The following is a 25,035-nucleotide window of genomic DNA, read 5'->3' on the forward strand; positions in this document are numbered from 1 at the left end:
CTCACGATAATCACGGTGAACATGGCCATCAACGAAGAAATCACGCTGAAAAAGCTCGAGGTTTTTCTCAGCTTTATGGAATTGAACAACCTGGCGCGGGTGGCCGACGCGCTGGGCCAGAGCACGGTCAGCGTGCACCGCGCCCTGCACTCGCTGGAAGACGGCTTGCGCTGTCCCCTGTTCAAGCGCGAGGGCCGCAGCCTGATACCGCTGCATGCGGCCTACACCTTTGCCGAATCGGCGCGGCGCGCGCTGGCCGAGTGCGAGGAAGGCGTGCGCAAGGTGCGCGAAATGTCGGGCATCAACCCCGTGCGCCTGAAGATCGGTTCGCTGTATTCATTGACCCTGCACTGCATCCCGCAACTGGTGATCGCCCTGAAGCTGCGCCGGCCCGGCCTCGACATCGACCTGACCCTGGGCTCGAACCGCGAACTGCTGCAAAGCCTGGCCGATGGACGCCTGGACGCCATCATCGTCGGCGTGCAGGAGGAAGAACAGCATGCCGGGCTGGTGGCCGTGCCCCTGTTCCAGGACGACGTCTACCTGGCCGCACCGCTAGCCTCGCCCTATGCGGGCGCCGCCTCGGTGGACTTGCAGCTGCTGCGCCATGAGAAATTCGTCACCCTGAACGAAGGTTTCGTCACCTCGCAAAGCTTCAACCACGCGTTCGACCTGGCGGGATTCGTGCCCGACACGGCCATGCGCGTGGGCGACATCTTCTCGCTGATCAACCTCGTCAGCGGCGGCATCGGCTACAGCCTGCTGCCGGGCCGCGTGCGCGCCTTCAGCTCGCGCATCGAACTGCTGCCGCTGGACGCGCGCTACGGCTCGCACCAGCAAATCACCCTGCTGATGCTGAGCAGCCGCGAGCGCGACCCGAATTTGCTGGCGCTGGCGGCGGAGTGCAGGTTGTATGGGCGTGGCGAGCGCGCAACTGGCAGCTGAAATGGCGTCGCAGATGCGCCGCGAACATGCCTGTATCAGCTCAAGTTGGAAACTCTCCGCGCATATAGGTTTTCCAGAGATTGTCGATAAAGTCGATCTCGACTTTATCGTGGCATGCCTGTGCAATCAGGCCCATATCGTCCGACACATAGCCAGCAAGGTCGGAATTCTCAGTGATTTGATACACTTTCTTGAATGCGACCTCCCTGATCCCCTTCACCAGGGCGCCTTCAGGTGGACAAGATGAGGTCACTTTTTCGTAGCTGGCACACCATGCGCCATCAAACTCAACAGATTCCCTGGCGCACAATACAGCATCCCAATCAGTATCTTTCTGGAAAATAGTCTCAAGAAAAATGCTGTCATTTATTGTCGCTAAAATGTCGTTTGCGGTCGTCATCTCGGTATTTCGTATTGATCAGTGTGGATGCCATTCGGCATTTCGTATTCCTGCGCACCAAGGCTGGTGATGACCTGGCGCGTAATGACATGGCACAATTAAATAGCGCTATCCCAAGGCGCCGACAACCTGACGGCGCAGTTGATCAGGCCCACCATCGAATACGTCTGCGGGAAATTCCCCCACATCTCCCCCGTCACCGGGTGCGTATCTTCCGACAGCAGGCCCAGGTGGTTGCGCGCCATCAACATCGTTTCGAAGATTTTGCGCGCTTCGTCTTTCCTGCCGATGCGCGCCAGGGCGTCGATGCGCCAGAAGGTGCAGATGTTGAAGGCCGTTTCCGGTTTGCCGAAGTCGTCGGGCGCTTCGTAGCGGCGCATGTAGGGGCCGTCGCACAGCGATGCTTCCAGCGCGTCGACTGTCGCGATGAAACGGGGGTCCATGGGGTCGATGAAGTTGACTTCCGCCATCAGTAGGACGGAGGCGTCGAGGTCGCGCCCGCCCAGGCTTTCCGCGAAGGCCTGGCGCTCCTCGCTCCACGCTTCGCGCAGCAACCTCTCGCGTATCAGCACGGCGCGGCTGTTCCAGTGCTCGGCCCGGTCCGGCAAGCCCAGTTTATGGGCGACCTTGGCCAAGCGGTCGCAGGCGGCCCAGCTCATCAGCATGGACGAGGTGTGGACCCTGGCCCGCGTGCGCAACTCCCACATGCCCGCGTCCGGTTCCGCGTGCAATTTGAAGGCCTGGTCACCCACGGCTTCCAGCGCGGCAAACTCGGCCCTGCCCGCCCGGTGGAACAAGCGGTGGTCGAGGAAAGCCTGTGCAGCACCGAGCACGATATTGCCATAGACGTCGTGCTGAAAGTGTTCCTGCGCCTGGTTGCCGACGCGCACGGGACCATTGCCCCGGTAGCCGGGCAAGTGGTCGAGCATGGACTCGGGCAACTGCTCTTCCAGGCCGATGCCGTACAGGGGCTGGATGTGGCCGCCTTTCGAGCGGGCGACGATATTCGTCAGCCAGCGCAAATACTCTTCCATCGTGCCCACTTCGGACAAACTATTGAGTGCGCGCACGACGAAGAAAGCGTCACGCAGCCAGCAATAGCGGTAATCCCAGTTGCGGCTGCTGCCCGGCGCTTCCGGGATGCTCGTCGTCATGGCGGCGATGATGGCGCCCGTGTCTTCATATAAAGACAGTTTTAATGTGATGGCCGCGCGGATGACCACGTCCTGCCATTCCAGCGGCACGGCCAGGCGGCGCGTGTAGGTGCGCCAATAGTTGATGGTTTCCTTTTCGAAGATGCGCGCCGTCTCGTCAATGCCACCGGCCAGGGTTTCATCGGGGCCCAGCAGGAAGTTGGCCGTGCCGCCCAGCACGAAATACGTTTCGCTCAGCACATAGTTGAGCGACACATCGGTGTTCAGGCGCAAGGTCTGATCCGGCCCCACGTAGCGGATGTGGTGGCTGCCCTGCGTGACCTGCGGCGCCAGCTTGCCCCAGTCGTAGCGGGGGCGCAGGCGCACGCGGATGCGCACGGCGTGGTCAAGCGGACGCACGCGGCGGATCAGCATCAGCGGGCGGAACATACGGTCGCGGCTGAGGAATCGGGGCGCGAAATCCGTGATTTCCACGCCGCGCCCATCCGTGTCGTACAGCCGCGTGCGCAGTACGGCCGTGTTCGGCTCGTAGAATTGCTCGCTGCGGGCAAAATTCTCGATGTCGATCGCCCACACGCTGCCATTTTCCGTGTCGTCCAGCAAGGTATTGAAGACGGGGTCGCCATCGAAACGGGGCAGGCAGGACCAGACGACTTGCCCCGCCTGGTCGATCAGGGCGCTGAAGGCGCAATTGCCCACCACGCCGCAGTTGAGGGACGCTTGCGCCGGCGGCGCAGTGGCGGCGGATGCGTGGGCACCGCTGGGGGTGTCATAGGATGTCGTCATCGGCTACTCCTTGAACGGGGATACGGACGCGGCCAGCAACACGGTGCGCAAAACCTCCGGGCTGGCCAGGCGCAGGCTGGCGGCGCTGGGGCCGCTGCCCACTTTCACGCCCTGCCCCCCAATTTGTTGAACATAGGCAAAGCCTGCCTCGTCGGTGGTATCGTCGCCCGCGAAGACAGGACGGCGTCCCTTGAACGGCGCCTCGGCCATGAAGGCGGCGATAGCGCCGCCCTTGTCCGTGGCGGCAGGCTTGGCTTCCAGAACCATTTTGCCATGCAACAGCAAAAGACCGGGGCACGCTTGCACGGCCGCCGTCATTTCCTGCAGGCACAGCTGTTCCAGCTCCGGCGCCAGCCGGTAATGCAGAGCCACGGCGCCGCGCTTGTGTTCCACCAGCAAGCCGGGGTACACCGCCGCCAGTGCCCGGGCATGCGCCAGCACGGACGACACGTCGGGCGTGGCCGCCACATGCCGTGTGCCGTCGGCACCGCGCCGCTCCACGCCGTGCACGCCGGCCACGGGCAAGATCAGGGGCGCCAGCATGGCGTCGATCTGCGCCACGGGGCGGCCGGAAACGAGGGCCAGCGCGCCGCCATGCCAGCGCGCCAGCAGCATCAGCGCGTCGACCACGCCCGCTTCCAGGCGCACGCCGTCGGGCGTGGGCGCCAGGTCGACCAGGGTGCCGTCGAAGTCGAAGAAGATGGCGCTGCCGGGCGCACTCAGCAGTTGCAGCAAGGCTGCGCTATCGTCAGGGATCTCCGCCATCAGATCCCCTTGCGCCGCTTGATGCGGCTGTGGGCATCGATCTTGGTCATGACCTTGTCGCGCTGGCGCAGACGGGCCGCATCGAGCAGCATGCGCCCGGCCCACCGGTAGACATTGAAATGTTTCACACGGGCCCGCATGCTCTTCATGCGCTCGCGCTGTTCCACGGGCGGCATCACGAGGGCGCGGTACAGGGCTTCGGCGCCCTGCTCGATATGGTAAGGGTTGATGATCAGCGCTTCATGCAGCTCGCGGGCGGCGCCCGTAAATTGCGACAGCACCAGCACGCCCAGCTCGTCGTCGCGCGCGGCGATGAATTCCTTGGCCACCAGATTCATGCCATCGTGCAAGCTTGTCACCATGCACACTTCGGAAGCGCGGAAATAGCGCTGCAAATCGTCCTGGCCATGGTGTTCGGCTTTCAGCAGGATGGGCACATAGTCTCCGCTGCCGAAGCGACGGTTGATGCGTTCGACCATCTTGCGCACCCGGGCGTCAAAACTCTGGTATTCATCGAGCGACGCGCGGCTCGGGGCGGCGATTTGCACGAAGGTAAAATGACCGACCATGCCGGGCTGCTGTTCCAGCATGCGTTCGACGGCCTGGAATCGCTCGACGATGCCTTTCGTGTAGTCGAGGCGGTCCACGCCGATGCCCAGCAAGTGGTCGGGCGCCACGCCCAGTTCGCTGCGAATCTGTGCGCGGCACGTGGCCACGTCGGGCTGGTCCGGGTTGTCTTCCGGCCAGGCGATGGAAATCGGATAATCCTCGACCTGCGTCATCTCGCCGCCATAGGAAATGGTCGACGCTTCCGGTTCGATACGGGTTTCCAGGTAGCGGTCCACCGTTTCGAGGAAATTCTTGCGGTGGAATGGCGTGTGGAAGCCGAGAATCGTGCTGCCCAGCAAGCCGTCGAGGATTTCTTCGCGCCATGGACAAATGCCGAACGACTCCGAGTTTGGCCAAGGGATGTGCCAGAAAGTGATAATCGTCGCCTTCGGCAAGGCTTCGCGCACCATGCGCGGCAGCAAGGCAAAGTGGTAATCCTGCACCAGTACGACGGGGTTGTCCGCCTTCGCCTCGGCGATCACGGCGTCGGCAAAGCGGCGGTTGACCTTCACATACTGCTCCCAGTCGGACGAGCGGAACACGGGGCGCACATGGGCGATATGGCACAGCGGCCACATGCCCTCATTGGCGAAGCCATAATAATAGCCCTGCTCTTCCTCTTGCGTCAGCCACACGCGGCGCAAGGTATAGCTGGGGTTATCGGGCGGCACGGGCACGTGGTCGAGCTTGTCGACCGTCTCGCGGTCGGCGGAACCGGCGCCATGCGCGATCCACGTGCCGGAGCAGGCGCGCATCACGGCTTCCACGGCCGTCACCAGGCCGCTGGCGGGACGCTGCACCGCAACACCGGTTTCCGTTTTGGTGTGGATATACGGTTCGCGGTTCGACACCACGAGCACCTGGTCGCCCGACAAGTCCGCTTCGAGCAAGGCGCGCAGCTTGTCCGGCGTCCAGTCGGACGACCAGCCGTTATCGCCCTGGCGTTCCAGGTGGTATTCCTGCAGCAATTCGCGCAAGTCGCCGATCAGCGGCTGCATTTCCGGCGGCGGCGCGGGCGCGGCGGCCGGTGCGGCGGCGGCAACGGCGGGATTATTCTTCGACAGCAATTCGCCGCGCAAAATGTCCTTGACGGCCGCCAGCCAGCCGCGCCAGCTCAGGTGGGCCACGAACACGGTCATCAGGGAAATCAGCACGGCCAGCACGGCCAGGAAGGCAAAGATAAAACGTTTGGTATCGGTATTGCGGCGCTCGACAAAGCTCATGTCCTGCACCAGCACCAACCGGCCCAGCTGGGACGCATCCTGCATCACGGGCGTTTCGCTGATATGGACTTGCCCTTGCGGCAATTGCGCCAAGGATTTGTACAAGCCGCCCGTGGAAGGCGTGCTCCAGCAGCCGATGGAAGCGGGGTATTGCGCGGACTGGTACAGCAAATGGCCCGCATTGTCGCAAAAGCCGATGGCGATCAGGCGCTCGTCGCGCGTGGCGCCCTGGAACAGTTCGCTGATGCGGGTGGTGTCCTGCGCGGGCAGGTATTCGGTGAGCGAAGGCCGGAGGGTTCCAGCGAGCAATTCTGCCCGGCTGTCGAGGTCGCGCACATACCAGCGCAGGGTGATGTTGTCGAGCAGGGGTACCACAATATAGGCAAACAGTCCCAGCACCAGGGCCAGTGGCAGGATGAAGCGCAAGGACATTCGGAGTGATCGTACTATCATCGTTTTCCTTTGCAAAAACAAAAAGCATGGCAAGTATGACTATGTTTCCACTGCGGCGACGCCCGTTTGCTTTCCGTATTGAAACGTCAACGTGACATGGCGCAGCGCAGCAATTTCTGCAAGTATCCACGTTGACGCAAGTCTTATCCGTACGGCAACGCACGCCCCGTTACGCCATCTGCCCGTAAAATACCCGCTTCCGACATCCATTTCATTTAAGAACAAGGAGTTTTCGCCTATGGATCTCAGCACGTTCCACTCGCTGATGGGAGGCCCGCTGCGCTCGGCGCTGACCGTGCTCGTTTCCGCCCTGCTCGTCACCCTGGTTGCCATCGGCGTGCACCGGGCCGGCATCGGCCTGCTGAAAAGACTGGCCAATGGCCACCCGCTTGCCAGCAACGTCGCGCGCGTGGCCTTCCGCGCCAGCCAGCTGTGCCTGATCGTCTTCGGCTTGCGCATGGTGCTGGCCAGCGCGCCCGACGACACGCCGGGCCTGGTCGCCATGTCGCACCTGGCCAGCGTGGCGCTGATCATCGCGCTGACCTGGCTGGCCATGCAATGCATCGAATCGCTCAGCATCACGATTTCCCAGATCAATCCCGTCGACGCGGCCGACAACCTGCGCGCGCGGCGCCGGATCACCCAGGCCCGCGTACTGACGCGCAGCGCACACGCCATCGTGGTCCTCCTGGGCCTGTCCTTCGTGCTGCTGACCTTGCCCGGCGCGCGGCAGATCGGCGCCAGCCTGCTGGCGTCGGCCGGCGTGGCGGGCCTGGTGGCCGGTATCGCCGCCCGGCCCGTGCTCGGCAATTTCATCGCAGGCCTGCAAATTGCGTTCTCTCAACCGATCCGCATCGACGACGTGCTGATCGTCAACGGAGAATGGGGCACGGTCGAGGAAATCAAGGGCACGTATGTGGTCGTGCGCGTATGGGACGAGCGCCGTTTGATCGTGCCGCTGCAGTGGTTCATTGAAAATCCGTTCGAGAACTGGACGCATACCTCCTCGGAGATCCTGGGCACGGTGTTCCTGTGGCTCGATTTCAGCATCCCGATCGAGCCCCTGCGCGCGGAACTGACGCGCATCTGCGAAGGCGCCAAGCAATGGGATGGCCGGGTCTGCACGGTGCAGGCGACGGATTCGAACGAGCGGGCCGTGCGTGTACGTTTCCTCATCAGCGCTGTCGATTCAGGCACGGCGTTCGAATTGCGCTGCATGGTACGCGAACAGATGCTGGCCTTTATCACCACCCACTATCCGCACGGCCTGCCCCGCTTGCGCTCCACGCACGACCCCATCGAGCTGCATGGCATGCAGGCGCAGAACGACAGCGTGTCGCTGCACAAAGCATAAAAAAACCGTGCGGCGCGCTGCCCTTGCCCGCGCGCCGCTACAATGGTTCACATGAGCACCACCGCCTGGTTCATCCTGATCGGTTGCCTGATGCTGGCGCGTGGCCTGGGCGCCGATGGCATCGCGCGCCTGCCATTGACCTCGGCCATGGCTTACCTGGGCGTGGGCCTGCTGCTGGGGCCCATGTTCCTCGGCCTGTTTTCGTTCGACCTGGTGCAGCAAGCGCCACTGCTGGAAACCCTGACGGAAATCGCCGTCCTCATCTCCCTGTTTTCCGCCGGCGTCAAGATGCCCGTGCCTTTCAGCCTGGCGCGCTGGCTGCCGTCGCTGCGCCTGGCGTGGCTGTCGATGGCCATCTCCGTGGCCCTGGTGGCGGCCTTTTCCTGCCTGGTGCTGGGCCTGCCCCTGGGCGCGGGCATACTGCTGGGCGCCATCCTCGCACCCACCGACCCCGTGCTGGCCACCGACGTGCAGCTGCGCCATGCGGGCGACCGCGAGCAATTGCGCTTCATGCTGACCAGCGAAGCGGGCATGAACGATGGCAGCGGCTTTCCCTTCGTCATGCTGGGCCTGGGCTTGCTGGGCCTGCATGAGCTGGGCCCGCAAGGCGCCACCTGGCTGTGGCGCGATCTGGTCTGGGCCAGCGCGGGCGCCATCGCCCTGGGCGCGGCCGGCGGCGCGCTGCTGGCCTGGCTGGGCTGGCAGGTGCGCGCCAAGGAGCCGAAACACGCGATGCTGGACGACCTGGCGGCCCTGGGCTTGATCGCCCTCGTGTATGGGGTGTCCACGTGGCTGCACGCGTGGGGCTTTCTGGCCGTGTTCTTTGCCGGCGTGGCCTTGCGCCAGACGGAACTGCGGCTGGCGGGCGCGCCGAAAGACCGGCACGGCTTGCTGCAAGACGAGGAAACCCATGCCGTGTCCGCCGCCAAGCCGCACGACAGCGACGTGACGCTGACCGTCAGCGGCGAATCCCTCGTCTTCAAGGAACATCTGGAACGCCTGTCCGAACTGACCCTGGTGCTGCTGCTGGGCGGCGCCGTCACGGCCGCCGCCTGGAGCTGGCAGGCGTGGAGCGTGGCGCTGTTCCTGCTGCTGGTGGCGCGCCCGGCCAGCGTGATGCTCGGTTTGCTGGCCTCGGGCACCAGCGTGCGCCTGCGCGGGCTGGCCGCCTGGTTCGGCGTGCGCGGCATCGGCTCGCTGTACTACCTCAGCTATGCCATCGCGCATGGCCTGGCGGACGGCCTGGCGCGCGAACTGGCCGACATCACCCTCGTCGTCGTCATCCTCTCCATCGTCGCCCACGGCCTGACGGTCAAACCGCTGCTGGAACGCTACTGGCGCAAATAGGCGCCGGCGGCACCCATTTATCACTGCTTCAAAGCAATGTTTTGTCAATTGCGCCTATGACGGGCGGAAATATTGTTAAGATAATTAAAAATGGCAAAAGAGAGAAGCAATGAAACGAAGAAGCGTGCTGGGACTGGGCGTCTCGATGGCCCTGCTGCAAACGGGCTGCGCCACCGATCCGGCCAGGCTGGCGTGGGAAACGGCATTTGACGGCTTCATGCGCGATGGCCTGGCCCGCACGGAAACGCCGGGCATGAGCGTGGCCGTGGTGCGCGGCGAGCAAACGATTTTCGCGCGCGGCTATGGCTGGGCCGACATCCAGGCCGGCAAGAAGGCCGACGCCAGCACGGTGTTCCATGTCGCCTCCGTCAGCAAGCTCGTCACGGCCACAGCCGTCATGATGCTGCTGGAACAGGGCGCCTTCCAGCTCGACGACAAGGTGGCGGCCTACCTGGACTTCCCGCTCATGCATCCGAAGTTTCCCGACGTGCCTATCACCTTTCGCCATTTGCTCAGCCACACCTCGGGCATTTCCGACGCCGTGTACGAAAAGACGACGACGTTTGCCGTGCAGGGCGACCCGCGATTACCGCTGCGCGACTTCGTCAAGGGCTATCTGTCGCGCGGCGGCGCCTGGTATGACGCGGACGTGTCGTTCGCGGCCCGGCCCGGCACGGAATGGCGCTACAGCAATGTCGGCATCGCCCTGCTCGGCTATCTCGTGGGCCGCTTGAACCCCGATGGCCTCGACGCCTTTACGCACGAGCACCTGTTCGAACCACTGGGCATGGACAGCACGGCGTGGAATCTGGCCGGCTTGCCGCGGCGCACCGTCGTCGCCCAGCCGTATGCGCACAAGGAACCGGGCCTGCAAGCGCTGCCGCCCGTCGGCTATCCGGACTGGCCTGCCGGCCTGCTGCGCAGCTCGGCGCATGACTTTGCCCGCTTCCTGGCCATCTTCAGCAATGGCGGCCGGGTCGATGGCCACCGCTACCTGCAAGACTCCACCCTGCAATTGTTTTTCGCGCCGCAAGCAGCTCCCGTCGTGCCCGCCGATTCGTCCGTGCGGCAAGCCCTCGTGTGGCTGCTGCGCGACGTCGACGGCAGGCCGCTGGCCACGCACAGCGGCGGCGACCCGGGCGCCGCGTCCGTCGTCTGCGTCGACCGCGCCAGCAAGACGGCCGTGCTGGCCTTCGCCAACGTCAGCGCCGACAAGGAGTTTCGTTCATTCCAGAAAGAAGTCGTGCTGCGCCTGCTGGCCCATGGCGGCAGCGGCGCGCAAGCGCGGTAGGCATGCCGCTTGTGTGAGCGGACGCACGGTGGCGCACGGGCAAGAACGTATGCTGTGCTGGTCAGATTTGACGCTCAACAAGGAGACCGGCATGACTAACCGCATCGGCAACAAGGACGTGGCGCAGCAGCGCAGCAAGAGTGAAAAAGCCCGCATCAAGGCGCAGAACATCGCCAACGAGGCGGTCAAGAAGGCCGAGGCCAGGGCCAAGTACCGCAACGCCATCAAGGGCCAGCCGGGCCAGCACGCCCCGGCAAGCTAGGCGCCGAACCAGCCGCGCAGTTTCTCGGCGGCCCGTTCCTTGACCTCGGCCGTGATGTAGGTGGCCACCGTGGCAACAGCCGCCGCCAGCACGGCCAGGTCATCCGCATAGCCGACCACGGGCGTGATATCGGGAATCGCATCGATGGGCGAAATGAAATAGCCGAGCGCGCCGTAGATGGCCGTCTTGGCCCACAGCGGCGTATTCGGCTGCTGCGCCGCGTAATACAGCCACAGGGCTTTTTCGATGACTTCGCGTCCCGCCGTCTTGGCGAACTTGACGACCTTGTCCCAGAAGCTGTCATCCGTGTATTTCTTTTCATACTGCTTGTCGGCCTGGGGGGCGTGGTCTTCTTCCAGATTCTTTTTTCTGCCAAACATCTGCTGCTCCTGTCTGCCGCGCACGGCGTTACGAATGCGCACCTTAGCATAACGGCGCGGCAGGTGCGCGGCGTACAAGGTACGCTATATCCATGGAAATATCCGCCACCACCACGGCCCGCGCCGCCGGCCTGCGCTACACGGGCGACCATCAGAGCGGCATCGCCCGATCGGGCAAGCCCGGCAAGTTCCGTTACCGCGACGCGGATGGCAAAGTCCTGCGCGATGCCGCCACCCTGGCGCGTATCAAGGCGCTGGCCATTCCGCCGGCCTGGACGGACGTGTGGATCTGCCCGCACGCGAATGGCCATTTGCAGGCGACGGGGCGCGATGCGCGGGGCCGCAAGCAATACCGCTACCATGCGCGCTGGCGCCAGGTGCGCGATGAGGTGAAATATGAGCGCATGCTCAGCTTTGGCCGTGCCCTGCCCGCCATCCGCGCCGCCGTCGCGCGCGGCATGCAGCTGCCGGGCTTGCCCCGGGAAAAAGTGCTGGCCACCATCGTGCATCTGCTGGAATTGACGATGATGCGCATCGGTAACGAAGAATATGCGCGCACGAACAAATCGTTCGGCCTGACCACCCTGCGTACGCGCCACGTGCAGGTCGACGGCAGCGCCGTGGCCTTCCACTTCAAGGGCAAGAGCGGCGTGCGCCACGATATCCGCCTGAGCGACCGGCGCCTGGCCAGGGTGCTGCAGCGCATGCGCGAACTGCCGGGGCAGGAACTGTTCCAATATGTCGATGAGGATGGTGCGCGCCACGGCATCGGTTCGGGCGACGTCAACGATTACCTGCGCGAAGTGACGGGCGAAGACTACACGGCCAAGGATTTCCGCACCTGGTCCGGCACCCTGCTGGCCGCGCTGGCCCTGCAGGCGTTCGAACAGGTCGATTCCGATGCGCAAGCGAAGAAGAACATCGTGCAGGCGATCGAATCCGTGGCCAAGAAGCTGGGCAACACGCCGACGATCTGCCGCAAGTGCTATGTGCACCCGGCCGTGCTGGAATCGTATCTCGATGGCAGTTTATTGGAAGGCATGCGCGAGCGGGCGCGGCAGCAGATGCAGGACGATTTGCAGGCGCTGGCGCCGGAGGAAGCGGCCGTGCTGGCCTTGCTGCAGCAGCGGCTGCAGGGTGCCGCTACGGTCAAGCCCGGCGTTCCGGCTGGCAATGTGCCGACAGCGTGAGCGCATCGCTGCTGCAGACAGGCAAGGCGCCATGGCCGGCATCGCGCGCCACGGGTGCCGGCGCGGCATCGTCCGGCTGGGCCTCGCCCGTATTCATCAAGGTGGCCGCCAGGGTCGAGAACGTAAACAGGCAGATCAGCAGGAAGGGCTTGTTCACGTGGATGGACTGGCCTGGCTTTTGCATCGCGTACTCCGTCGGACTGGTTGGCTGTTGCAGCATGGACACGATCATCGCGTGTTTCCGCAAGGCATACAATCAGACAGTTTCGACAAGACGAGTAGGATAGCGCTGACAGGCTCAGCCATAACGTGCCGTGTCGGAAAATTTGACACCTGCTCCGTCCCGTTTCCGCCAAGCCCTTGTTTTTGCAGCACAATTAATATAGGAACGCTTCCTGCTTGACCTCCTGCCTGGGCACGCTTGGCGCCAGTCTACGGGGGGAACGATCATGAGCTTTATCAAACAGGCGCTGCTGGCGCTGCTGCTGTGCGCAATGTCCGCCGCGCACGGCGCCAGCATCGGCTACACGGCAACATCGCTGGGCGGCATGCAGTGGCGCTACGACTATACGGTCAGCAATACCACCCTGGCCGTGCCCATCGAGGAATTCACCTTGTTCTTCAGCGTGGGCCAGTACGCCAACCTGCACAGCGCCTCCACGCTACCAGGCTGGGACGTGCTGCTGGTGCAGCCCGATCCCGCCATTCCCGCCAGCGGCTACCTCGACGCGCTGGCGCTGGCCGGCGGCATCGCGCCCGGCGCCACGGCCACGAGCTTTTCCGTCACCTTCGATTATCTGGGCGCGGGCAGCCCCGGCGCCCAGCCGTTTTCCATCCTCGACCCCGTCTCCTTCATCGAGCTCGAGGCGGGCATCACGCTGCCTGCCGCCGTCGCCCTGCCCTCCACGCCATGGCTGCTGCTGGCCGGCGTACTGGCCATGGCCTGCCTGCGGCGCCGGCAGCTGGCGGGCGCCGCGCTGGCCACGGGGCTGGCACTGAGCCTGTGTGCCTGCGGCGGCCCGAACGATCCCACGCAGGCGCCCGCGCCGAAGGTCATGCTGGCCGGTGCGACCACCGCCCAGGCCGCCGGGGACCTGGAAGTCACCTTGCTGGAAAAAGTGGCCGAGCAGCGCGTCAACCGCACGGCCTGGGACTACACCTACCGCGTACACATCCGCAACAATGGCAGCGAAGCGGCCGTCAACGTGCAAGCCGTGCTGGCCAGCGCGCCCGCAGGCAGCACCATCATCGATGGCAACGTGCTGGCCGGCAGCATCGGCGCGGGCGCCACCGTCACGCCCGCCGACACCATCACCGTGCGCATCGAGCGCAGCATCGCCTTCCAGAGCTCCGGCCTGACATGGACCTTCAGTACCGGCGACGGCATCGTCCTCGACCCCGTACGGCCCGCGCAAGTGATCGTGCTGCCGCTGGCCGAGCTGGGCTTTCCCGATGGCGCCGACAGCGTCAAGGCCAGCGGGGCCGTGACGGACGTGCTGCTGCAGGACGGCAGCCTGCGCTTTTCCACGCCCGGCGACACGGGCGTGGACCAGCACGCGCAATTTTCCCTCAGCAAGGGCGGCAAGGTCACGACCCTGGACCTGCTGATCCAGACGCAACTGCCCACGGCTGTGGAAACCTATGTGGAGCCGAACGATGACGGCAGCGTGCCGACCACGGCGCCCGTGCTGGCCATCACGGGACTGGGGCCGAACAACCGCCTGCAGCCGGGCGGCCTCGCGTTCCGCCTCGTGGATGCGGCCCCCATGGCCCTGCAGGATGACAGCGACGGCCTGCTGTCCGGCCCGAATGACGTGGCCATCAGCCTCAAGACCTACTGGACGTTCGATGCGGCCAGCGGCACCTTCAGCATCGGCGCCACGGCCATGCAACAACTGCTGGCATCCTTGCCCAACGGCAGCTACGACCTGAACCTCAATTTCGTCTCGCAGGATGGCGAGTTCACGGCCAGCTATGCCTTGATCGTCATCAAATCCGGCATCGTGCTGCAAGGACAGCTGCGCACCCCGGCGGGCGGCAATGCCACGGGACTGGCCGGCAAGAAGATGCTATTGGCCGGCTACAACAACCACCAGCGCCAGGTGGCCGTGGTCGACGCCACGGGCGCCTTCCATTTCGATGGCGTGCTGCCCGATACCTACCAGCTGACCTTGAACGATCTCGTCCACCCGAACGTGGTCAGCGTCAGCGCCGTCGTTTTTGAGAACAGCAGCAACGTCAATGTCGACATCGTCTATCCGTATGCGGCGAGCCTGGCCTTGCGCGGCGGGGCGCAGACCTATGCGGCCGGCCGCGTCACGCAGGATGGCGCCGGACCGCCCGCGCGCGACCTGCCCGCCAGCCCCCGCGCCGCGGGCGACGCCACGCCGCAGGCTGACGAGGGCAGCAAGACCTTCACGGCCATTGCAGCCGCACAAAACCAGACCATCACCTCGCCCATCGCCTTCACCGTGCCCCAGGGCACGAAAAACGTGGGCGTGAAAATCACCGTCAGCACGGCCGAGTATCCCACCTACACGACGGCGCAAAGCCAGTACAACGATACCTGGTCATACGCCGTGACAGGGCTGCCCGGCGTCAACCTGGCCGCCACGGGCGCAGTCAACCAGTCGCACTTCACGCAAGGCACCATCGTCAGGACGGAGTGCGTCGACGTCAGCAAGCAAACCAGCAATGGCGCGCTGAACCTGGGTGGCAACGTCAGCGCCACGAATATCGGCGACAGCGCCCTGGCCACCGTGACGACGGTGGAACTGAGTCTCGCGTGCAAGGGTTTGAAGGTGACGCTGGCGAAGTTCAGCTCGCCGAACCAGGCCGCCCACCCCGTGCTGCAGCCGATCAAGCTGACGGGCAATTTGGCGGGGCCGTATGTTTCCGTCTCGCAAGGAACGGCTACGGCCACGCACACCTTGCCGCTGGAATTGCACTACACGCCAGCGGCGGCGACGATTACGGAAGTCAACATCGGCATTTCGTCGGGCGGCGGCAATCCCGCCTTCAGCGCGGAGAATCTATTGTCCCAGACCAATACCAAGACTGCCGGCACCGTAAAATTTCCCAGCCTGGTGCTGCCAGCCTTTGCCGGCGCCAAGCTCGACAAGAAGGCCGTCGTCACGGTGCGTCTGAAGGGCCGCATCGATAATGTCGATGCCAGCTCGGACCCCGCCGAAGGGGGGCAAGTGGAGTTCAAGGGCGACACGGCCTACATCCCCCTGTACCTGGCCGACAACGAGGCGGCGCTGGCGGCGCGGCGCTATGGCACGCGCGACCCTGGCGGCGATTCGTGGGCCACGCGCCTGGCCATCGCCTGGCTGGCAGGCAAGGCTTACCGTTTCGACGACATCAGCGGCCAGCACGTGACGCAGACGGCGACGGGCCGCTCCATCCTCGGCCACAGCGGCCACAGCGACGGCCAGCAGATCGACTTGCGCTACGCGGACGGCGCGGGCGGCTACACGGACGCGCTGGGCGGCCAGAACGATGGCGCCGCCATTCAAAATCTGATCAATGCCGCCAAAGCGGAAGTGGTGGCCAACCTCGCGCAAAAGCCGAAACTGGCAGCCCTGGTGGCGTGGATTGCGGCGAACCGCGCCATGCTGGCCCTGGAAGCGGCGCAGGCCAGCACGCGCGTGATCTACATCGGCCCCCGCTTCATCAAGCTGGCCCTCGTCGACGGGCGTTTTTCCGCCGCCACTACCGACCATATCCCCGGCGCTGGCGCCTGGACCAAGCCGGCAAAAGTGCACATCGAGACGGGACACCTGAGCCACTGGCACATCAGCATCACGGCCCATCCGTAAGCATGGTCAGGCGGGCAGATCGGACAATTCCAGCTCCGAAAACCCCGCACGGCGCCGCGCTTCCAGGTTGAACGGACCGCGCAGGGTGGGCGCTTCGTAGCGCAGCGCCAGCTCGGCATAGGTGGCGCGCAATTCCAGGCCCCTTTGATCGCACAGGTAGCCATACCAGCGGTTGCCGATTTCCACGTGCCCCACTTCATCGCGCAGGATGATGTCGAGGATGGCGGCAGCGGCCATGTCGCCCGCCTGCGCCAGCTTGGCGCGCAGCGGCGGAATCGCATCGAGCCCCCGCGCTTCCAGGGTGCGCGGCACGAGCGCCATGCGCGCCAGCACGTCGCCGCGCGTCTTGTCGACCATTTCCCACAGGCTGTCGTGGCCTGGGAAGTCGCCATATGTGTGCCCCAGCACCTGCAGGTGCGCCTGCAGCATGGCAAAGTGCGTGGCTTCCTCCTTTGCCACGCGCAGCCAGTCCGTGTAGTAGTCAAAGGGCAAATCCGGGAAGCGCCACAGCGCGTCGAGCGCCAGATTCATGGCATTGAATTCGATGTGCGCGAGCGCATGCACGAGCATGGCGCGCCCTTCCGGCGTGATCATCGACCGCCGCCCCACCAGACGCGGCGGCACCAGTTCCGGCCGTTCGGGACGGCCCGGCACGGGGCCGGTCGGCGCCAAAGGCGCTTGCGCATCGATAGAAAGCTGGGCTTCGGCCATGGCCGCCACCATCGCCACCTTCGTTGCCGGGTCCGGTTCGAGCAGGCAGGCGAGCGCAGTCGCGCGCAATTCCTGTGGCGGCGTGGAGGTCAGTGGGGATGATGCGTGCATGGTGCTTCCTTCGTGCGCTTTCTTGAACAAGGCGCGCAGTGTATCAAATTGCCTGCCCCAGCAGCCAGTCGAACAAGGCCTGCACTCTTGCCGGCAGCGCGGCGCGCCCGCTGTGCACGAGGTAATACGCCTGCGGGCTGGGCAAGGCAAAGCCGCCAAACGGCAGGATCAGTTGGCCGCTATCTAGCCACGGCTGCACCAGCTGGCGCCGGCCCATGGCCACGCCCGCGTGGTGGATGGCTGCCTGCGCGCACAGGTCGGCGCGGTCGAAACGCAGGCTGCGCGCGGGCAAGTTCACGCCGGGCGCCTGCCCGTCCAGCCACAGCCGCCACTCGGCATCGGGCGCGCAGGCGGGCCAGGCCAGGGTGTCGTACAGTACCGTCGCGCCTTGAAGCTGATGCGGCGCATCGAGCAAACCGTGTTCGCGCGCATAATCCGGGCTGCACACGGGCGCCAGCCATTCGTCCATCAGCTTGCGCGATGCCAGGCCGGGAAAGCTGCCGTCGCCGTAATGCAAGGCCAGGTCGACCTGGCCCGCGCGAAAGTCCACGCTATCATTTCCCACGCGCAAATCGATCGACACGTCCGCATACTGCGCCGTAAAGCCTGCCAGGCGCGGCACGAGCCAGCATTGAGCGATGGAGGGGCGCGCATGCACGGTGATGCTGCCCGTGAGCGCATCGCCGCCGGCCAGCGCTGCATGCAAGCCATCCCAGCCGATTTGCAGCGCGGCGAAGATGCGCTCGCCATCCTGCGTCAGCTTTACTTGCCGCGTCAGGCGCTGGAACAAGCGCAGACCCAGGCCCGCTTCCAGCCGCGCAATGCGGTGGCTGACGGCGCTGGGCGTGAGCGCCAGTTCCTGCGCGGCCAAGGCAAAACTGGCATGGCGCGCCGCCACGAGAAACGTGTGCAGGTTGGCAAACTGGCTGGCCGTCAACGTGGCCATGCGCGGTGCGCCGGCCGGCATCAAGCGGCGCCGGCCGCCAGCAAGGCGCGGCCGCGCGCCACGTAAGCGGCCATTTCGTGCTCCGGCACCATGCTGCCGCCCGTGCCCCACACCAGGTGCGTGGCCGTTTCCAGGTGCTGCTGGTATTGCGGCGCGGCCAGCACAGCGGGAATGCCCGCGAATCCGGCCACGGCCGACGGTTCCAGGCGCAAGCCTTGCGTTTGTTCCAAGGTCGCCAGCAAGCGGTACAGTTCTTCATCCGTGACGGTGGCGTAGCCGTCGATCAGCCGCTGCATGGCACGCCCGACGAAGCCGGACGGGCGTCCCACGGCCAGGCCATCGGCGGCCGTCAGGTTGTCGATGCCGATTTCCTGCACGCTGATGCCATCATGCAAGCCCGTGTACACGCCCAGCAGCATGCATGGCGAGTGGGTCGGCTCGACGAAGATGCAGTGGACATGATCGCCAAAGGCCAGCTTCAAGCCAAAGGCCACCCCGCCGGGGCCGCCACCCACGCCGCACGGCAGATACACGAACAAGGGGTGCTGCGCATCGACCGTGACGTTCTTTGCGGCGAACTGGGTTTTCAGGCGTTCGCCCGCCACCGCATAGCCGAGAAACAGATCGTGCGAATTTTCATCGTCGACGAAGTGGCAGGTGGGATCGCTTTCCGCCTGCTTGCGCCCCGCTTCCACGGCCACGCTGTAGTCGGTCGCGTACTCGACGACGGTGACGCCGTGGCTGCGCAATTTATCTTTTTTCCACTGCCGCGCGTCAGCCGACATGTGCACGGTAGCGCGAAAGCCCAGGCGCGCGCTCATGATGCCGATCGACAAACCCAGATTGCCCGTGGAGCCGACGGCGATCGCATACTGGCCAAAGAAGGCGCGTACGGCGTCGCTGGCCAGCAAGCTGTAATCATCGCCCTCTTTCAGCAAGCCGGCGTCCAGCGCCAGCGTTTCCGCATGTTTCAGCACTTCATAGATGCCGCCGCGCGCCTTGATCGAGCCGGAAATGGGCAAATGGCTATCCTGCTTGAGCCACAGCTGACCGCTTGTCATGTCTAACGCCAAACCTGGTGCCGCCTGCATGGCCGGCAACGGCACGACGGGCGACTCGATGATGCCGCCGCTGGCCTGCGTTTCCGGGAAAGCCTTGGCCAGATACGGCGCAAAACGGGCCAGACGCGCACTGGCCTGCGCCACGTCATCGGCCGTCAAGCCTACGTCTTTCAGGCCCTCGGCCGCCGGCGCAATGCCGGGATTGAACCAGCTCAAGGGCTGCAAGGCCATCAGTTCTGTAATCAGGGGAAATTTTTCGCGCAGCGCGACGATGGCGGAAGTGGGCAGCATGGCAAGCTCGTAAAGGAACAAGCCATGATTAGACCGTATCCGGGCGCCACTGGCAAACGATGGTTGATCAGGCAATGGGTGACGGTGGATCATCTATGCCTTATTTATCGTCCGCACGGAACGCCAGAACGCGTGAACGATATCGCATGCCGACACCGCGCATGACTGGGCCCTGAACTTGAACGATAGCTAAATTTAATTCCTGAATGCACTATCGATTAAAGAAAAATTACCACAAAGTCACAAAAATAAGTTATCTTAAAGGCAAATAAAAGGAGACATTTTTTCTCTTTTCCACCGAGGCAAAAATGCGCTCCAAGAACGACAAAGTCACTGCTACGAATATGGATATCCTCGACTGCGCAAGGCAGGACGATTTGACGGCCCAAAAGGTTGAAGTCGGCATTATTTTCCAGGAAATGCTCGATACGGCCACGGCCGCCGCCTACCTCGCCAAGAACAAGGTGCCGATCGCCACCGCGCTGCGCGTGCTGACGGGGTCACGGCGGAAAAAGAACGGAGGCGGAAATTGATGGCGCTGTGCCGGGTACCCTGGGATATCCGGCTTGAACACGTCAGGGTTTCAATGGAAGTGAAGTCACTTCGTACCAAACCCGTAAGCCTCGCTCAATCTGGGTGATCGCCATCCAGCCCCTGGTTTCCGTGATGGTTTCAATGGAGACAGGACGAATGCCGTTTTTTACCAGCCATTCATTGGCCATTACCAGCGATCTGTCCATGCCGTCAGAGAGAGGACTGCCCGACGTGGTCGAACGAAAATCTTTAAACGCGATCATGTACACCTTTTTATTAAAGTCGGCATCATTTCAGCAGCCAAGGCCGGCAGCCTCCGCTATCGCACCCATGTGCGCCGAACGTTTGAAACAGGCGCCACACAGCATAACAAATTACCAGGAAGAAACATGCGCACATTGTCACGAACACCTGGCGCTCGCCGGTGCGGCATTATCAGCAGGCGTCTTCCTTCCACATCGGCACAGGAAGACGCCGCTGATTGCCCGCCTTAGAACTTCAGTTGCAGCCCCAGATCAATCGACCTGCCCTCGGCCGGCAATGCTTGCAGCGCGCCGCCGTTCGCTTTCAAGCCGGACAAATACACGCCACCCAGCGGGTCTGCATACGCGCGGTTGAACAGGTTGCTCACGCCCGCGCTCAGGCTGGCCATCTTGCTCAGCGCTACGCTGCTGCGCAGGTTGACGAGCGCGTAGCCGCCCGTTTCCGGTTCGAAGCGGCGCGCGTCGACCTTGTCCTTGCGGGCCACGATCTTCGTTTCGATGCGGTTGCTCCAGGCGCCCAGCTTGTGCTCGACGGCCAGCAAGGCGTTGAACGGCATCATGCGGTACAGGTCGCCGCCATCGCTGCGCTTGCCCCGCGTATATGCGGCGTTGCCTGTCGCCATGAAGCTGCCCCAGCGTGCACTGCTCGTCAGTGGCAGCTGCCACGCCAGATTGGCGCCGTACAGCTTGGCGTCGTGGTTGGCAAAGCGCAGCAAATTGCCGTTCGCACCCATTTTCATGTACGGGTGGAAAGATGACAGCACGTCGACGTCGATGTAATTGTCGACCTTGCTGTAATAGGGGTTGAGGCGCACGAACCAGCCCTCCTCGCCGCCGCCATGCCAGTCGGCCGTGAACCCAGCCGTGTAAGCGGTTTCGGGCTTGAGGTCGATATCGCCCACATAGCCGTTGCCATCGCCAAACCAGTTGGTCATGGTCATCGCCATCGAACCCCGGCCCCACGAGTAGCGCTCGTACAGGTTGGGCGAGCGCACCTTGCGCGCCAGCGCGAATTCATAGCTGCTGGCCGAGTCTGGCGTGAACGTGGCTTGCGCGGAAGCATCGATATTCGTGTCGCGCTGGCTGCGGCTGCGCGCATTGAAAGCCCTGGCGGCCATCACGTCCGGCATGTTCATCATGTTGGTGCCGTACGATTGCACGTCGCCCGTGTCCATGCGCACGGATTCGCCGCGCAAGCCCAGCACGCTCGTCCAGCGCGCATCGTGGCGCGTTTCCAGTTCGCCGAACAGCACGGTGCGGTCGCGCTTGCCGTCGTTGATGTTCAGGTAGGTGCGCGGTCCCATCATCATGGAACCGGGCACGGCCGGCCAGTAATCGTCGAGGCGGAAGCCGTGCCACTCCTGGCCCAGGCGCAACTCGCCCGCAGCGGTCGGCAGGCTGGCCATCAGCGCATAGCCCGTGTTGCGCCCGTGCGTGATCATCGGCATCGAACCTTTGCGCTCGGGCGTAAAGAAACCCATTTCATGATCCGTCTGCTGCCAGTAGGCGCGCGCGTCAAACACGCCCCAGGCAAATGTGCCCTGGTAAGCGAGGTTGGCGAACTGGCCGTGGTTGTCCGTCATGTCCATGTACTGGTTGGGAAATCCCTGGTACGGGATGTGCTGCACGCCGGCACGCAGGGTCAGCTGCTGGCCATCGCGCTTCGCCGCCAGCACGATGGACTGGTTGATGCTTTCAAACATGCTGGCCAGCACTTTATTGCCGTGGCCATCCTCATAACTGTGACCGCGCGTGTAGGCACCGCTGTAGCCGACGCTCAGGCTGTCGCTGGCGGCCGACGCGTTCACGCTGGTCGCCACGCTGTTGTTGACGCTGCGTCCCGACACGGCAAAGCTGCCTTGCGTGAGCAGGCCCGCGCCGGGCTGGGCGAACACGGGCGCGTTCGACTGCACTTCGATGGTGCCGCCTATGCTGTCGCCGCCCGCGCTGACGGGTGTCACGCCCGCGATCAGACGGATGCGCTGCACCTGCTGCGGATCGATATACGACAGCGGCGCATTCATGTGGTTGGCGCAGGCCGACGTCAGTTCCATGCCGTCGATGCGTATTTTCAGCCGGTCATCGGCAAAGCCATTGACCACCGGCAAGCCGGACACGCCGCCGCCGGCCGCCACGCTGTAGCCAGGCGTGCTGGACAACATGAGCGCCGTGTCGGCGGCGGGACGGTAGCCGTCGCCTATGGCCGTGACGATGACTTTCATCTCGGGCAGGACCTGTTCAGTGCGCGTTTGCGCCACGGCGGGCATGGCGATGGCGAGGGAAATCAATAACGGTAAATGTTTCATGGTGCTGCTTTCAGATTCTGTATGGGCAAGACGAACAGACGCAAGCGCACGACACGCGCGGCGCAAGGCAGTTCAGGGAAAGGGACAGATCAGAAAGCGGCAGGCGGCCCGCGGGGCTGGACGGGTGTCCAGGCGAACAGCGGCGTGGCGGATTGGTAAAACAGCAGGGGCAGCAAGCCCGTGATGAGCTCGCCGGAAGCAAGCACGAGGGTCGTCGGTGGCACGTCCAGGGTGGCCGCATGCATGCTGCAGCACGGGCAATCGCCTATGCGCATGCTGCTCTTGGTATCGGGCTTATCCGTGGAGAATGTTGCGGGTAGCATATTCATGCCGCCCGCCACCGAGCAGATTTCCAGGCTGGGCACGGCCAGGCCGCTGGCGACCGTCAGCGCGCGCGACACCGTAGGGGCGAGCGTAGCCAGGAAGATGGCGATACACGCGATCCACAGGACGATGCTGGCCTTGCTTTTGCTGATGAACATGGCAACATTGTATCAGCGCCGATCACCCGTGGACAGCGCGCAAGTCAAGCCTTATAGATCCACCTTCATCGACAGCTTGATCGCGCGCGGCGCGCCCGACGCCAGGCGCGTGCCGGCGCCGGCCCAGTAGCGCTTGTCGGCCGCGTTTTCCACGTTCAACTGCCACACGACGGCCTTGTCCATCACGCGGCTCGCATAGCGGGCGCCCGCGCTGAACAGGCTCACGCCGCCGAGGAAGGCCTGGTTCAGGTCGTTGACGGGACGGGCGCTGTAGTAATACGCGCCGCCGTTGACGGACAGGCCCGGCACGGTGTCAAACGCGTAGGCGAGGAAGACGCTGGCCGTGCGTTTCGACGCGTTTTCCGGCGCCTTGCCATTGTAGTCGGCATTGATGTGCGCAAAGCTTGGATCGAGGAACTGGGCCGACGTCTGCCACGACAACTGGCGCGTCAGCTTGCCCTGGGTCGACAGTTCCAGGCCACGGTAGCGCTGTTCACCGTCCGACGTGAATACATTGCTGGTATTCGTGTAGTAGCCGGGGCGCGTGATGTCGAACAGCGCCGCAGACAGCAAGGTACCGCCCGGCGTCAGCCAGCGTGCGCCCAGCTCCTTTTGTTTGCTGACCCCGGGCGCCATCTTGACGCCCTGGTTGACCGTGCCCGTCGGGCCCGTTTCGCCCTCTTCCAGCCCCCGCGCCGTGGAGGCGTAGAACGACAGCTCGGGCGTGGCTTTGTAGATCAATGAGGCCATCGGCGTCGTCTTGCTGACGTCGTAGTGGCTGGCGCCCTGGTCGCTTTGATAGCTGCTGCGGCGCACGCCGATGACGCTTTGCCATTGCTGGCTGAAAACCATGCGGTCGAGCGCATACAAGCCCGTGTCGCGCGTGTCGAGCCCGGCCGTCGTCGGCGCCGTCGGCTTGGGGCCGAACACGACAGTCGTCACGGGCACTGGGTTGTACAGGTTTTGCGAGGCGATCGTGTAATTGCTCTGGTAAATCGGATCTTGCGATTTGTCCGTGCGCGACGCGCCCAGGGTCAGTTCATGGGCGATGAAACCCGTGTTGAAATTGCCGGCCAGTTCCGCGCGCAGCAAGTCCGACGCCATCACACTGTGCTGGATATTGCCCGTGATGCGGCCCGCGCCCGTGGCCAGCGCGGCCGCGTTGTTCAGGCGGAAGATCGCCAGGCGGCGGTCGCGCGCCGTTTCCGAGTGGCCCGCCTCCACCGTCAAGGCCCAGCCATCGGCGATGGCGTAGTCGGCGCGCAATTGCGCGTTTTTCGTTTGCGCTTCGAAATTCGACCAGTCCGGGCCGATCAGCTTGCGCGGATCAACGGCACGCGGCAAGCTGATCACGCCTTTCACGGCCGTGGGCAAGGCGATGCCCGCCTGCTCCGTCACCCTGCGGCGCTCGTACTCGAGGTCGGCCTTGAGCAGCAATTTGTTCGTCACTCTCCAGTCGAGCGCCGTGGAAAGGAAGCGGCGGTTGCCATTGCCGACATCATCCAGGTAGGAACCAAGGGTGCCGCCAGCCGCATTGATGCGCACGCCGAATTCCTGCTGCGCGCCAAAACGGCGCGCCACGTCGACATTCGCCACGGCACTGCCACGGTCATCGAGGCTCAAGCCCATGCTGGTGACGGGCTGGCTGCCGGCCCGCTTGGTAACGAAGTTGACGACGCCGGCCGGCGACGTAAAGCCGTAGTACAGGGCCGAAGCGCCCTTCAGCACTTCCACCCGCTCCTTGTTTTCCATGGGCACTTGCGAGAAGTTCATGATGGGCAGGGAGCCGTTGAGGCGGTAATTCGTGCGGTTTTCCACGGCAATGCCGCGTATCACCAGCTGATCCCACGTCTCTCCCCCGTTTTGCTGGCGCGTCACGCCGGCCGTATTGCGCACGGCGTCGTACAGGCCGGAGACGGCTTGCTGCTCCAGCAATTCGCGCGTGATCACGTTGACGGTCGATGGCACGTCCATGATGCTGGCGCCCCGAAAACTGCCCGCCTCCGTGGTGAGCGGCACCAGTCCTTGCGCGCGGGCGCCCGTCACCTGCACGGCTTGCATGACTTTCTCATCGCCAGCCGTCGGCTCGTCCTGGCCGCTGGCCGCCTTGGCCGCCAGCGCGGCGTGGGAAGCGAAGGCCAGCGACAAGGCTGCCGCCACTGGAAGTAAACGGGTGCGGGGAGTGGCAACAGGCATGGCGTCAGGCTTTCAATTGGAAAATGGGGGGCAAGCGGAAACTTACGGTTAGCGCACATGATACCGATAATGAGAATCATTATCAAGAAAAGGTGAGTTTGTGTGAGTTTTACAGAAGAAACTAGCTCCCTCTGGCGCCTGTTATCACTTGAAC

The 25,035-nt window shown here is 64.0% G+C and carries 21 protein-coding genes; 8 read left to right on the top strand and 13 right to left on the bottom strand.

Features of this window, described 5'->3' with window-relative positions; translation table 11 throughout:
• Positions 1 to 21 precede the first annotated feature (21 nt).
• A complete protein-coding gene (locus tag KO538_RS19980; protein WP_070305853.1) occupies positions 22 to 945 on the top strand; it encodes a LysR family transcriptional regulator in 924 nt (307 codons plus the stop codon).
• 40 nt (positions 946 to 985) lie between these two features.
• Here the strand turns inward: KO538_RS19980 and KO538_RS19985 are convergent, their stop codons facing one another.
• The 4 genes from KO538_RS19985 to KO538_RS20000 form a co-directional block, all read right to left on the bottom strand.
• Positions 986 to 1,345: a hypothetical protein gene (locus tag KO538_RS19985; protein WP_034751161.1), complete on the bottom strand. Its 360-nt coding sequence runs from the start codon at positions 1,343 to 1,345 to the stop codon at positions 986 to 988.
• Between the two features lie 98 nt (positions 1,346 to 1,443).
• The gene (locus KO538_RS19990; RefSeq protein ID WP_219329422.1) at positions 1,444 to 3,285 is read right to left on the bottom strand and encodes a glycoside hydrolase family 15 protein; all 1,842 of its coding nucleotides are present in this window, start codon (positions 3,283 to 3,285) and stop codon (positions 1,444 to 1,446) included.
• A 3-nt stretch (positions 3,286 to 3,288) separates the two neighbouring features.
• On the bottom strand, positions 3,289 to 4,050 hold the full coding sequence (gene otsB, locus KO538_RS19995; RefSeq protein ID WP_219329423.1) for a trehalose-phosphatase: 762 nt from the start codon (positions 4,048 to 4,050) through the stop codon (positions 3,289 to 3,291).
• Positions 4,050 to 6,314, bottom strand: a complete 2,265-nt coding sequence (locus KO538_RS20000) for a trehalose-6-phosphate synthase (RefSeq protein ID WP_139143514.1) — start codon at positions 6,312 to 6,314, stop codon at positions 4,050 to 4,052. Before KO538_RS20000 ends, otsB begins: the two co-directional genes overlap by 1 nt.
• A gap of 259 nt (positions 6,315 to 6,573) precedes the next feature.
• On the opposite strand from KO538_RS20000, the gene KO538_RS20005 reads away from it, so the two are divergent.
• The 4 genes from KO538_RS20005 (at position 6,574) to KO538_RS20020 (ending at position 10,589) form a co-directional block, all read left to right on the top strand.
• A complete protein-coding gene (locus tag KO538_RS20005) occupies positions 6,574 to 7,689 on the top strand; it encodes a mechanosensitive ion channel family protein (RefSeq protein ID WP_072453781.1) in 1,116 nt (371 codons plus the stop codon).
• Between the two features lie 51 nt (positions 7,690 to 7,740).
• Positions 7,741 to 9,036, top strand: coding sequence for a sodium:proton antiporter (locus KO538_RS20010; RefSeq protein WP_219329424.1), 1,296 nt, complete (start codon positions 7,741 to 7,743; stop codon positions 9,034 to 9,036).
• 109 nt (positions 9,037 to 9,145) lie between these two features.
• Positions 9,146 to 10,327, top strand: coding sequence for a serine hydrolase (locus tag KO538_RS20015; RefSeq protein ID WP_219329425.1), 1,182 nt, complete (start codon positions 9,146 to 9,148; stop codon positions 10,325 to 10,327).
• 91 nt (positions 10,328 to 10,418) lie between these two features.
• Positions 10,419 to 10,589: a hypothetical protein gene (locus KO538_RS20020; RefSeq protein ID WP_219329426.1), complete on the top strand. Its 171-nt coding sequence runs from the start codon at positions 10,419 to 10,421 to the stop codon at positions 10,587 to 10,589.
• Here KO538_RS20020 and KO538_RS20025 read toward each other — a convergent pair.
• Entirely contained in the window at positions 10,586 to 10,969 is a 384-nt protein-coding gene (locus KO538_RS20025) for a YkvA family protein (protein WP_046685558.1), read from the bottom strand. The genes KO538_RS20020 and KO538_RS20025 overlap by 4 nt on opposite strands.
• A 92-nt stretch (positions 10,970 to 11,061) precedes the next feature.
• On the opposite strand from KO538_RS20025, the gene KO538_RS20030 reads away from it, so the two are divergent.
• Positions 11,062 to 12,159 (top strand): DNA topoisomerase IB, encoded by a 1,098-nt coding sequence (locus KO538_RS20030; protein ID WP_219329427.1) that lies wholly within the window; start codon positions 11,062 to 11,064, stop codon positions 12,157 to 12,159.
• On the opposite strand, the gene KO538_RS20035 is transcribed toward KO538_RS20030, so the two are convergent.
• Positions 12,119 to 12,379, bottom strand: coding sequence for a hypothetical protein (locus KO538_RS20035; RefSeq protein ID WP_219329428.1), 261 nt, complete (start codon positions 12,377 to 12,379; stop codon positions 12,119 to 12,121). The genes KO538_RS20030 and KO538_RS20035 overlap by 41 nt on opposite strands.
• 229 nt (positions 12,380 to 12,608) lie before the next feature.
• Between KO538_RS20035 and KO538_RS20040 the strand changes: the two genes are divergently transcribed.
• Positions 12,609 to 15,980 carry a hypothetical protein gene (locus KO538_RS20040; protein WP_219329429.1) on the top strand — a complete coding sequence of 1,124 codons (3,372 nt, stop codon included), beginning with the start codon at positions 12,609 to 12,611 and terminating at the stop codon, positions 15,978 to 15,980.
• Positions 15,981 to 15,986: 6 nt separating this feature from the next.
• Here the strand turns inward: KO538_RS20040 and KO538_RS20045 are convergent, their stop codons facing one another.
• From KO538_RS20045 to KO538_RS20055, 3 genes are read right to left on the bottom strand one after another with little or no spacing between them, the layout of a single operon-like run.
• Positions 15,987 to 16,802 carry a ferritin-like domain-containing protein gene (locus KO538_RS20045; RefSeq protein WP_034751444.1) on the bottom strand — a complete coding sequence of 272 codons (816 nt, stop codon included), beginning with the start codon at positions 16,800 to 16,802 and terminating at the stop codon, positions 15,987 to 15,989.
• Between the two features lie 43 nt (positions 16,803 to 16,845).
• On the bottom strand, positions 16,846 to 17,769 hold the full coding sequence (gene dsdC, locus KO538_RS20050; protein ID WP_219329430.1) for a DNA-binding transcriptional regulator DsdC: 924 nt from the start codon (positions 17,767 to 17,769) through the stop codon (positions 16,846 to 16,848).
• Positions 17,769 to 19,100, bottom strand: coding sequence for a D-serine ammonia-lyase (locus KO538_RS20055; RefSeq protein ID WP_219329431.1), 1,332 nt, complete (start codon positions 19,098 to 19,100; stop codon positions 17,769 to 17,771). The genes dsdC and KO538_RS20055 overlap by 1 nt, the downstream gene beginning before the upstream one ends.
• A 308-nt stretch (positions 19,101 to 19,408) precedes the next feature.
• Here KO538_RS20055 and KO538_RS20060 point away from each other — a divergent pair, with 308 nt between their 5' ends.
• Positions 19,409 to 19,633: a hypothetical protein gene (locus KO538_RS20060; protein WP_034751205.1), complete on the top strand. Its 225-nt coding sequence runs from the start codon at positions 19,409 to 19,411 to the stop codon at positions 19,631 to 19,633.
• 42 nt (positions 19,634 to 19,675) lie between these two features.
• Here the strand turns inward: KO538_RS20060 and KO538_RS20065 are convergent, their stop codons facing one another.
• The 4 genes from KO538_RS20065 to KO538_RS20080 form a co-directional block, all read right to left on the bottom strand.
• Positions 19,676 to 19,897, bottom strand: a complete 222-nt coding sequence (locus tag KO538_RS20065; protein WP_139248284.1) for a hypothetical protein — start codon at positions 19,895 to 19,897, stop codon at positions 19,676 to 19,678.
• Positions 19,898 to 20,124: 227 nt separating this feature from the next.
• Complete coding sequence (locus tag KO538_RS20070) at positions 20,125 to 22,203, bottom strand: TonB-dependent receptor (protein ID WP_219329432.1); 2,079 nt, start codon at positions 22,201 to 22,203, stop codon at positions 20,125 to 20,127.
• A gap of 89 nt (positions 22,204 to 22,292) precedes the next feature.
• Positions 22,293 to 22,685, bottom strand: a complete 393-nt coding sequence (locus tag KO538_RS20075; RefSeq protein ID WP_072453789.1) for a DUF2946 domain-containing protein — start codon at positions 22,683 to 22,685, stop codon at positions 22,293 to 22,295.
• Between the two features lie 51 nt (positions 22,686 to 22,736).
• Complete coding sequence (locus tag KO538_RS20080) at positions 22,737 to 24,881, bottom strand: TonB-dependent siderophore receptor (RefSeq protein ID WP_219329433.1); 2,145 nt, start codon at positions 24,879 to 24,881, stop codon at positions 22,737 to 22,739.
• Positions 24,882 to 25,035 lie beyond the last annotated feature (154 nt).

Origin of the sequence: Janthinobacterium sp. NKUCC08_JDC, from assembly GCF_019345575.1 — a bacterium.
Lineage (GTDB): Bacteria > Pseudomonadota > Gammaproteobacteria > Burkholderiales > Burkholderiaceae_D > Janthinobacterium > Janthinobacterium aestuarii.

Excerpts from the sequence above, each read along its gene's own strand:
- KO538_RS20060 (WP_034751205.1), top strand. The coding sequence starts at position 19,409 with ATGCGCTCCAAGAACGACAAAGTCACTGCTACGAATATGGATATCCTC.
- KO538_RS20020 (WP_219329426.1), top strand. The coding sequence starts at position 10,419 with ATGACTAACCGCATCGGCAACAAGGACGTGGCGCAGCAGCGCAGCAAG.
- KO538_RS20080 (WP_219329433.1), bottom strand. The coding sequence starts at position 24,881 with ATGCCTGTTGCCACTCCCCGCACCCGTTTACTTCCAGTGGCGGCAGCC.
- KO538_RS20005 (WP_072453781.1), top strand. The coding sequence starts at position 6,574 with ATGGATCTCAGCACGTTCCACTCGCTGATGGGAGGCCCGCTGCGCTCG.
- KO538_RS20040 (WP_219329429.1), top strand. The coding sequence starts at position 12,609 with ATGAGCTTTATCAAACAGGCGCTGCTGGCGCTGCTGCTGTGCGCAATG.
- KO538_RS20025 (WP_046685558.1), bottom strand. The coding sequence starts at position 10,969 with ATGTTTGGCAGAAAAAAGAATCTGGAAGAAGACCACGCCCCCCAGGCC.
- KO538_RS20035 (WP_219329428.1), bottom strand. The coding sequence starts at position 12,379 with ATGCTGCAACAGCCAACCAGTCCGACGGAGTACGCGATGCAAAAGCCA.
- KO538_RS19980 (WP_070305853.1), top strand. The coding sequence starts at position 22 with ATGGCCATCAACGAAGAAATCACGCTGAAAAAGCTCGAGGTTTTTCTC.
- KO538_RS19990 (WP_219329422.1), bottom strand. The coding sequence starts at position 3,285 with ATGACGACATCCTATGACACCCCCAGCGGTGCCCACGCATCCGCCGCC.
- KO538_RS20030 (WP_219329427.1), top strand. The coding sequence starts at position 11,062 with ATGGAAATATCCGCCACCACCACGGCCCGCGCCGCCGGCCTGCGCTAC.
- KO538_RS20055 (WP_219329431.1), bottom strand. The coding sequence starts at position 19,100 with ATGCTGCCCACTTCCGCCATCGTCGCGCTGCGCGAAAAATTTCCCCTG.
- KO538_RS20000 (WP_139143514.1), bottom strand. The coding sequence starts at position 6,314 with ATGTCCTTGCGCTTCATCCTGCCACTGGCCCTGGTGCTGGGACTGTTT.
- KO538_RS20070 (WP_219329432.1), bottom strand. The coding sequence starts at position 22,203 with ATGAAACATTTACCGTTATTGATTTCCCTCGCCATCGCCATGCCCGCC.
- KO538_RS19985 (WP_034751161.1), bottom strand. The coding sequence starts at position 1,345 with ATGACGACCGCAAACGACATTTTAGCGACAATAAATGACAGCATTTTT.
- KO538_RS20045 (WP_034751444.1), bottom strand. The coding sequence starts at position 16,802 with ATGCACGCATCATCCCCACTGACCTCCACGCCGCCACAGGAATTGCGC.
- dsdC (WP_219329430.1), bottom strand. The coding sequence starts at position 17,769 with ATGCCGGCCGGCGCACCGCGCATGGCCACGTTGACGGCCAGCCAGTTT.
- otsB (WP_219329423.1), bottom strand. The coding sequence starts at position 4,050 with ATGGCGGAGATCCCTGACGATAGCGCAGCCTTGCTGCAACTGCTGAGT.
- KO538_RS20010 (WP_219329424.1), top strand. The coding sequence starts at position 7,741 with ATGAGCACCACCGCCTGGTTCATCCTGATCGGTTGCCTGATGCTGGCG.
- KO538_RS20015 (WP_219329425.1), top strand. The coding sequence starts at position 9,146 with ATGAAACGAAGAAGCGTGCTGGGACTGGGCGTCTCGATGGCCCTGCTG.
- KO538_RS20065 (WP_139248284.1), bottom strand. The coding sequence starts at position 19,897 with ATGATCGCGTTTAAAGATTTTCGTTCGACCACGTCGGGCAGTCCTCTC.
- KO538_RS20075 (WP_072453789.1), bottom strand. The coding sequence starts at position 22,685 with ATGTTCATCAGCAAAAGCAAGGCCAGCATCGTCCTGTGGATCGCGTGT.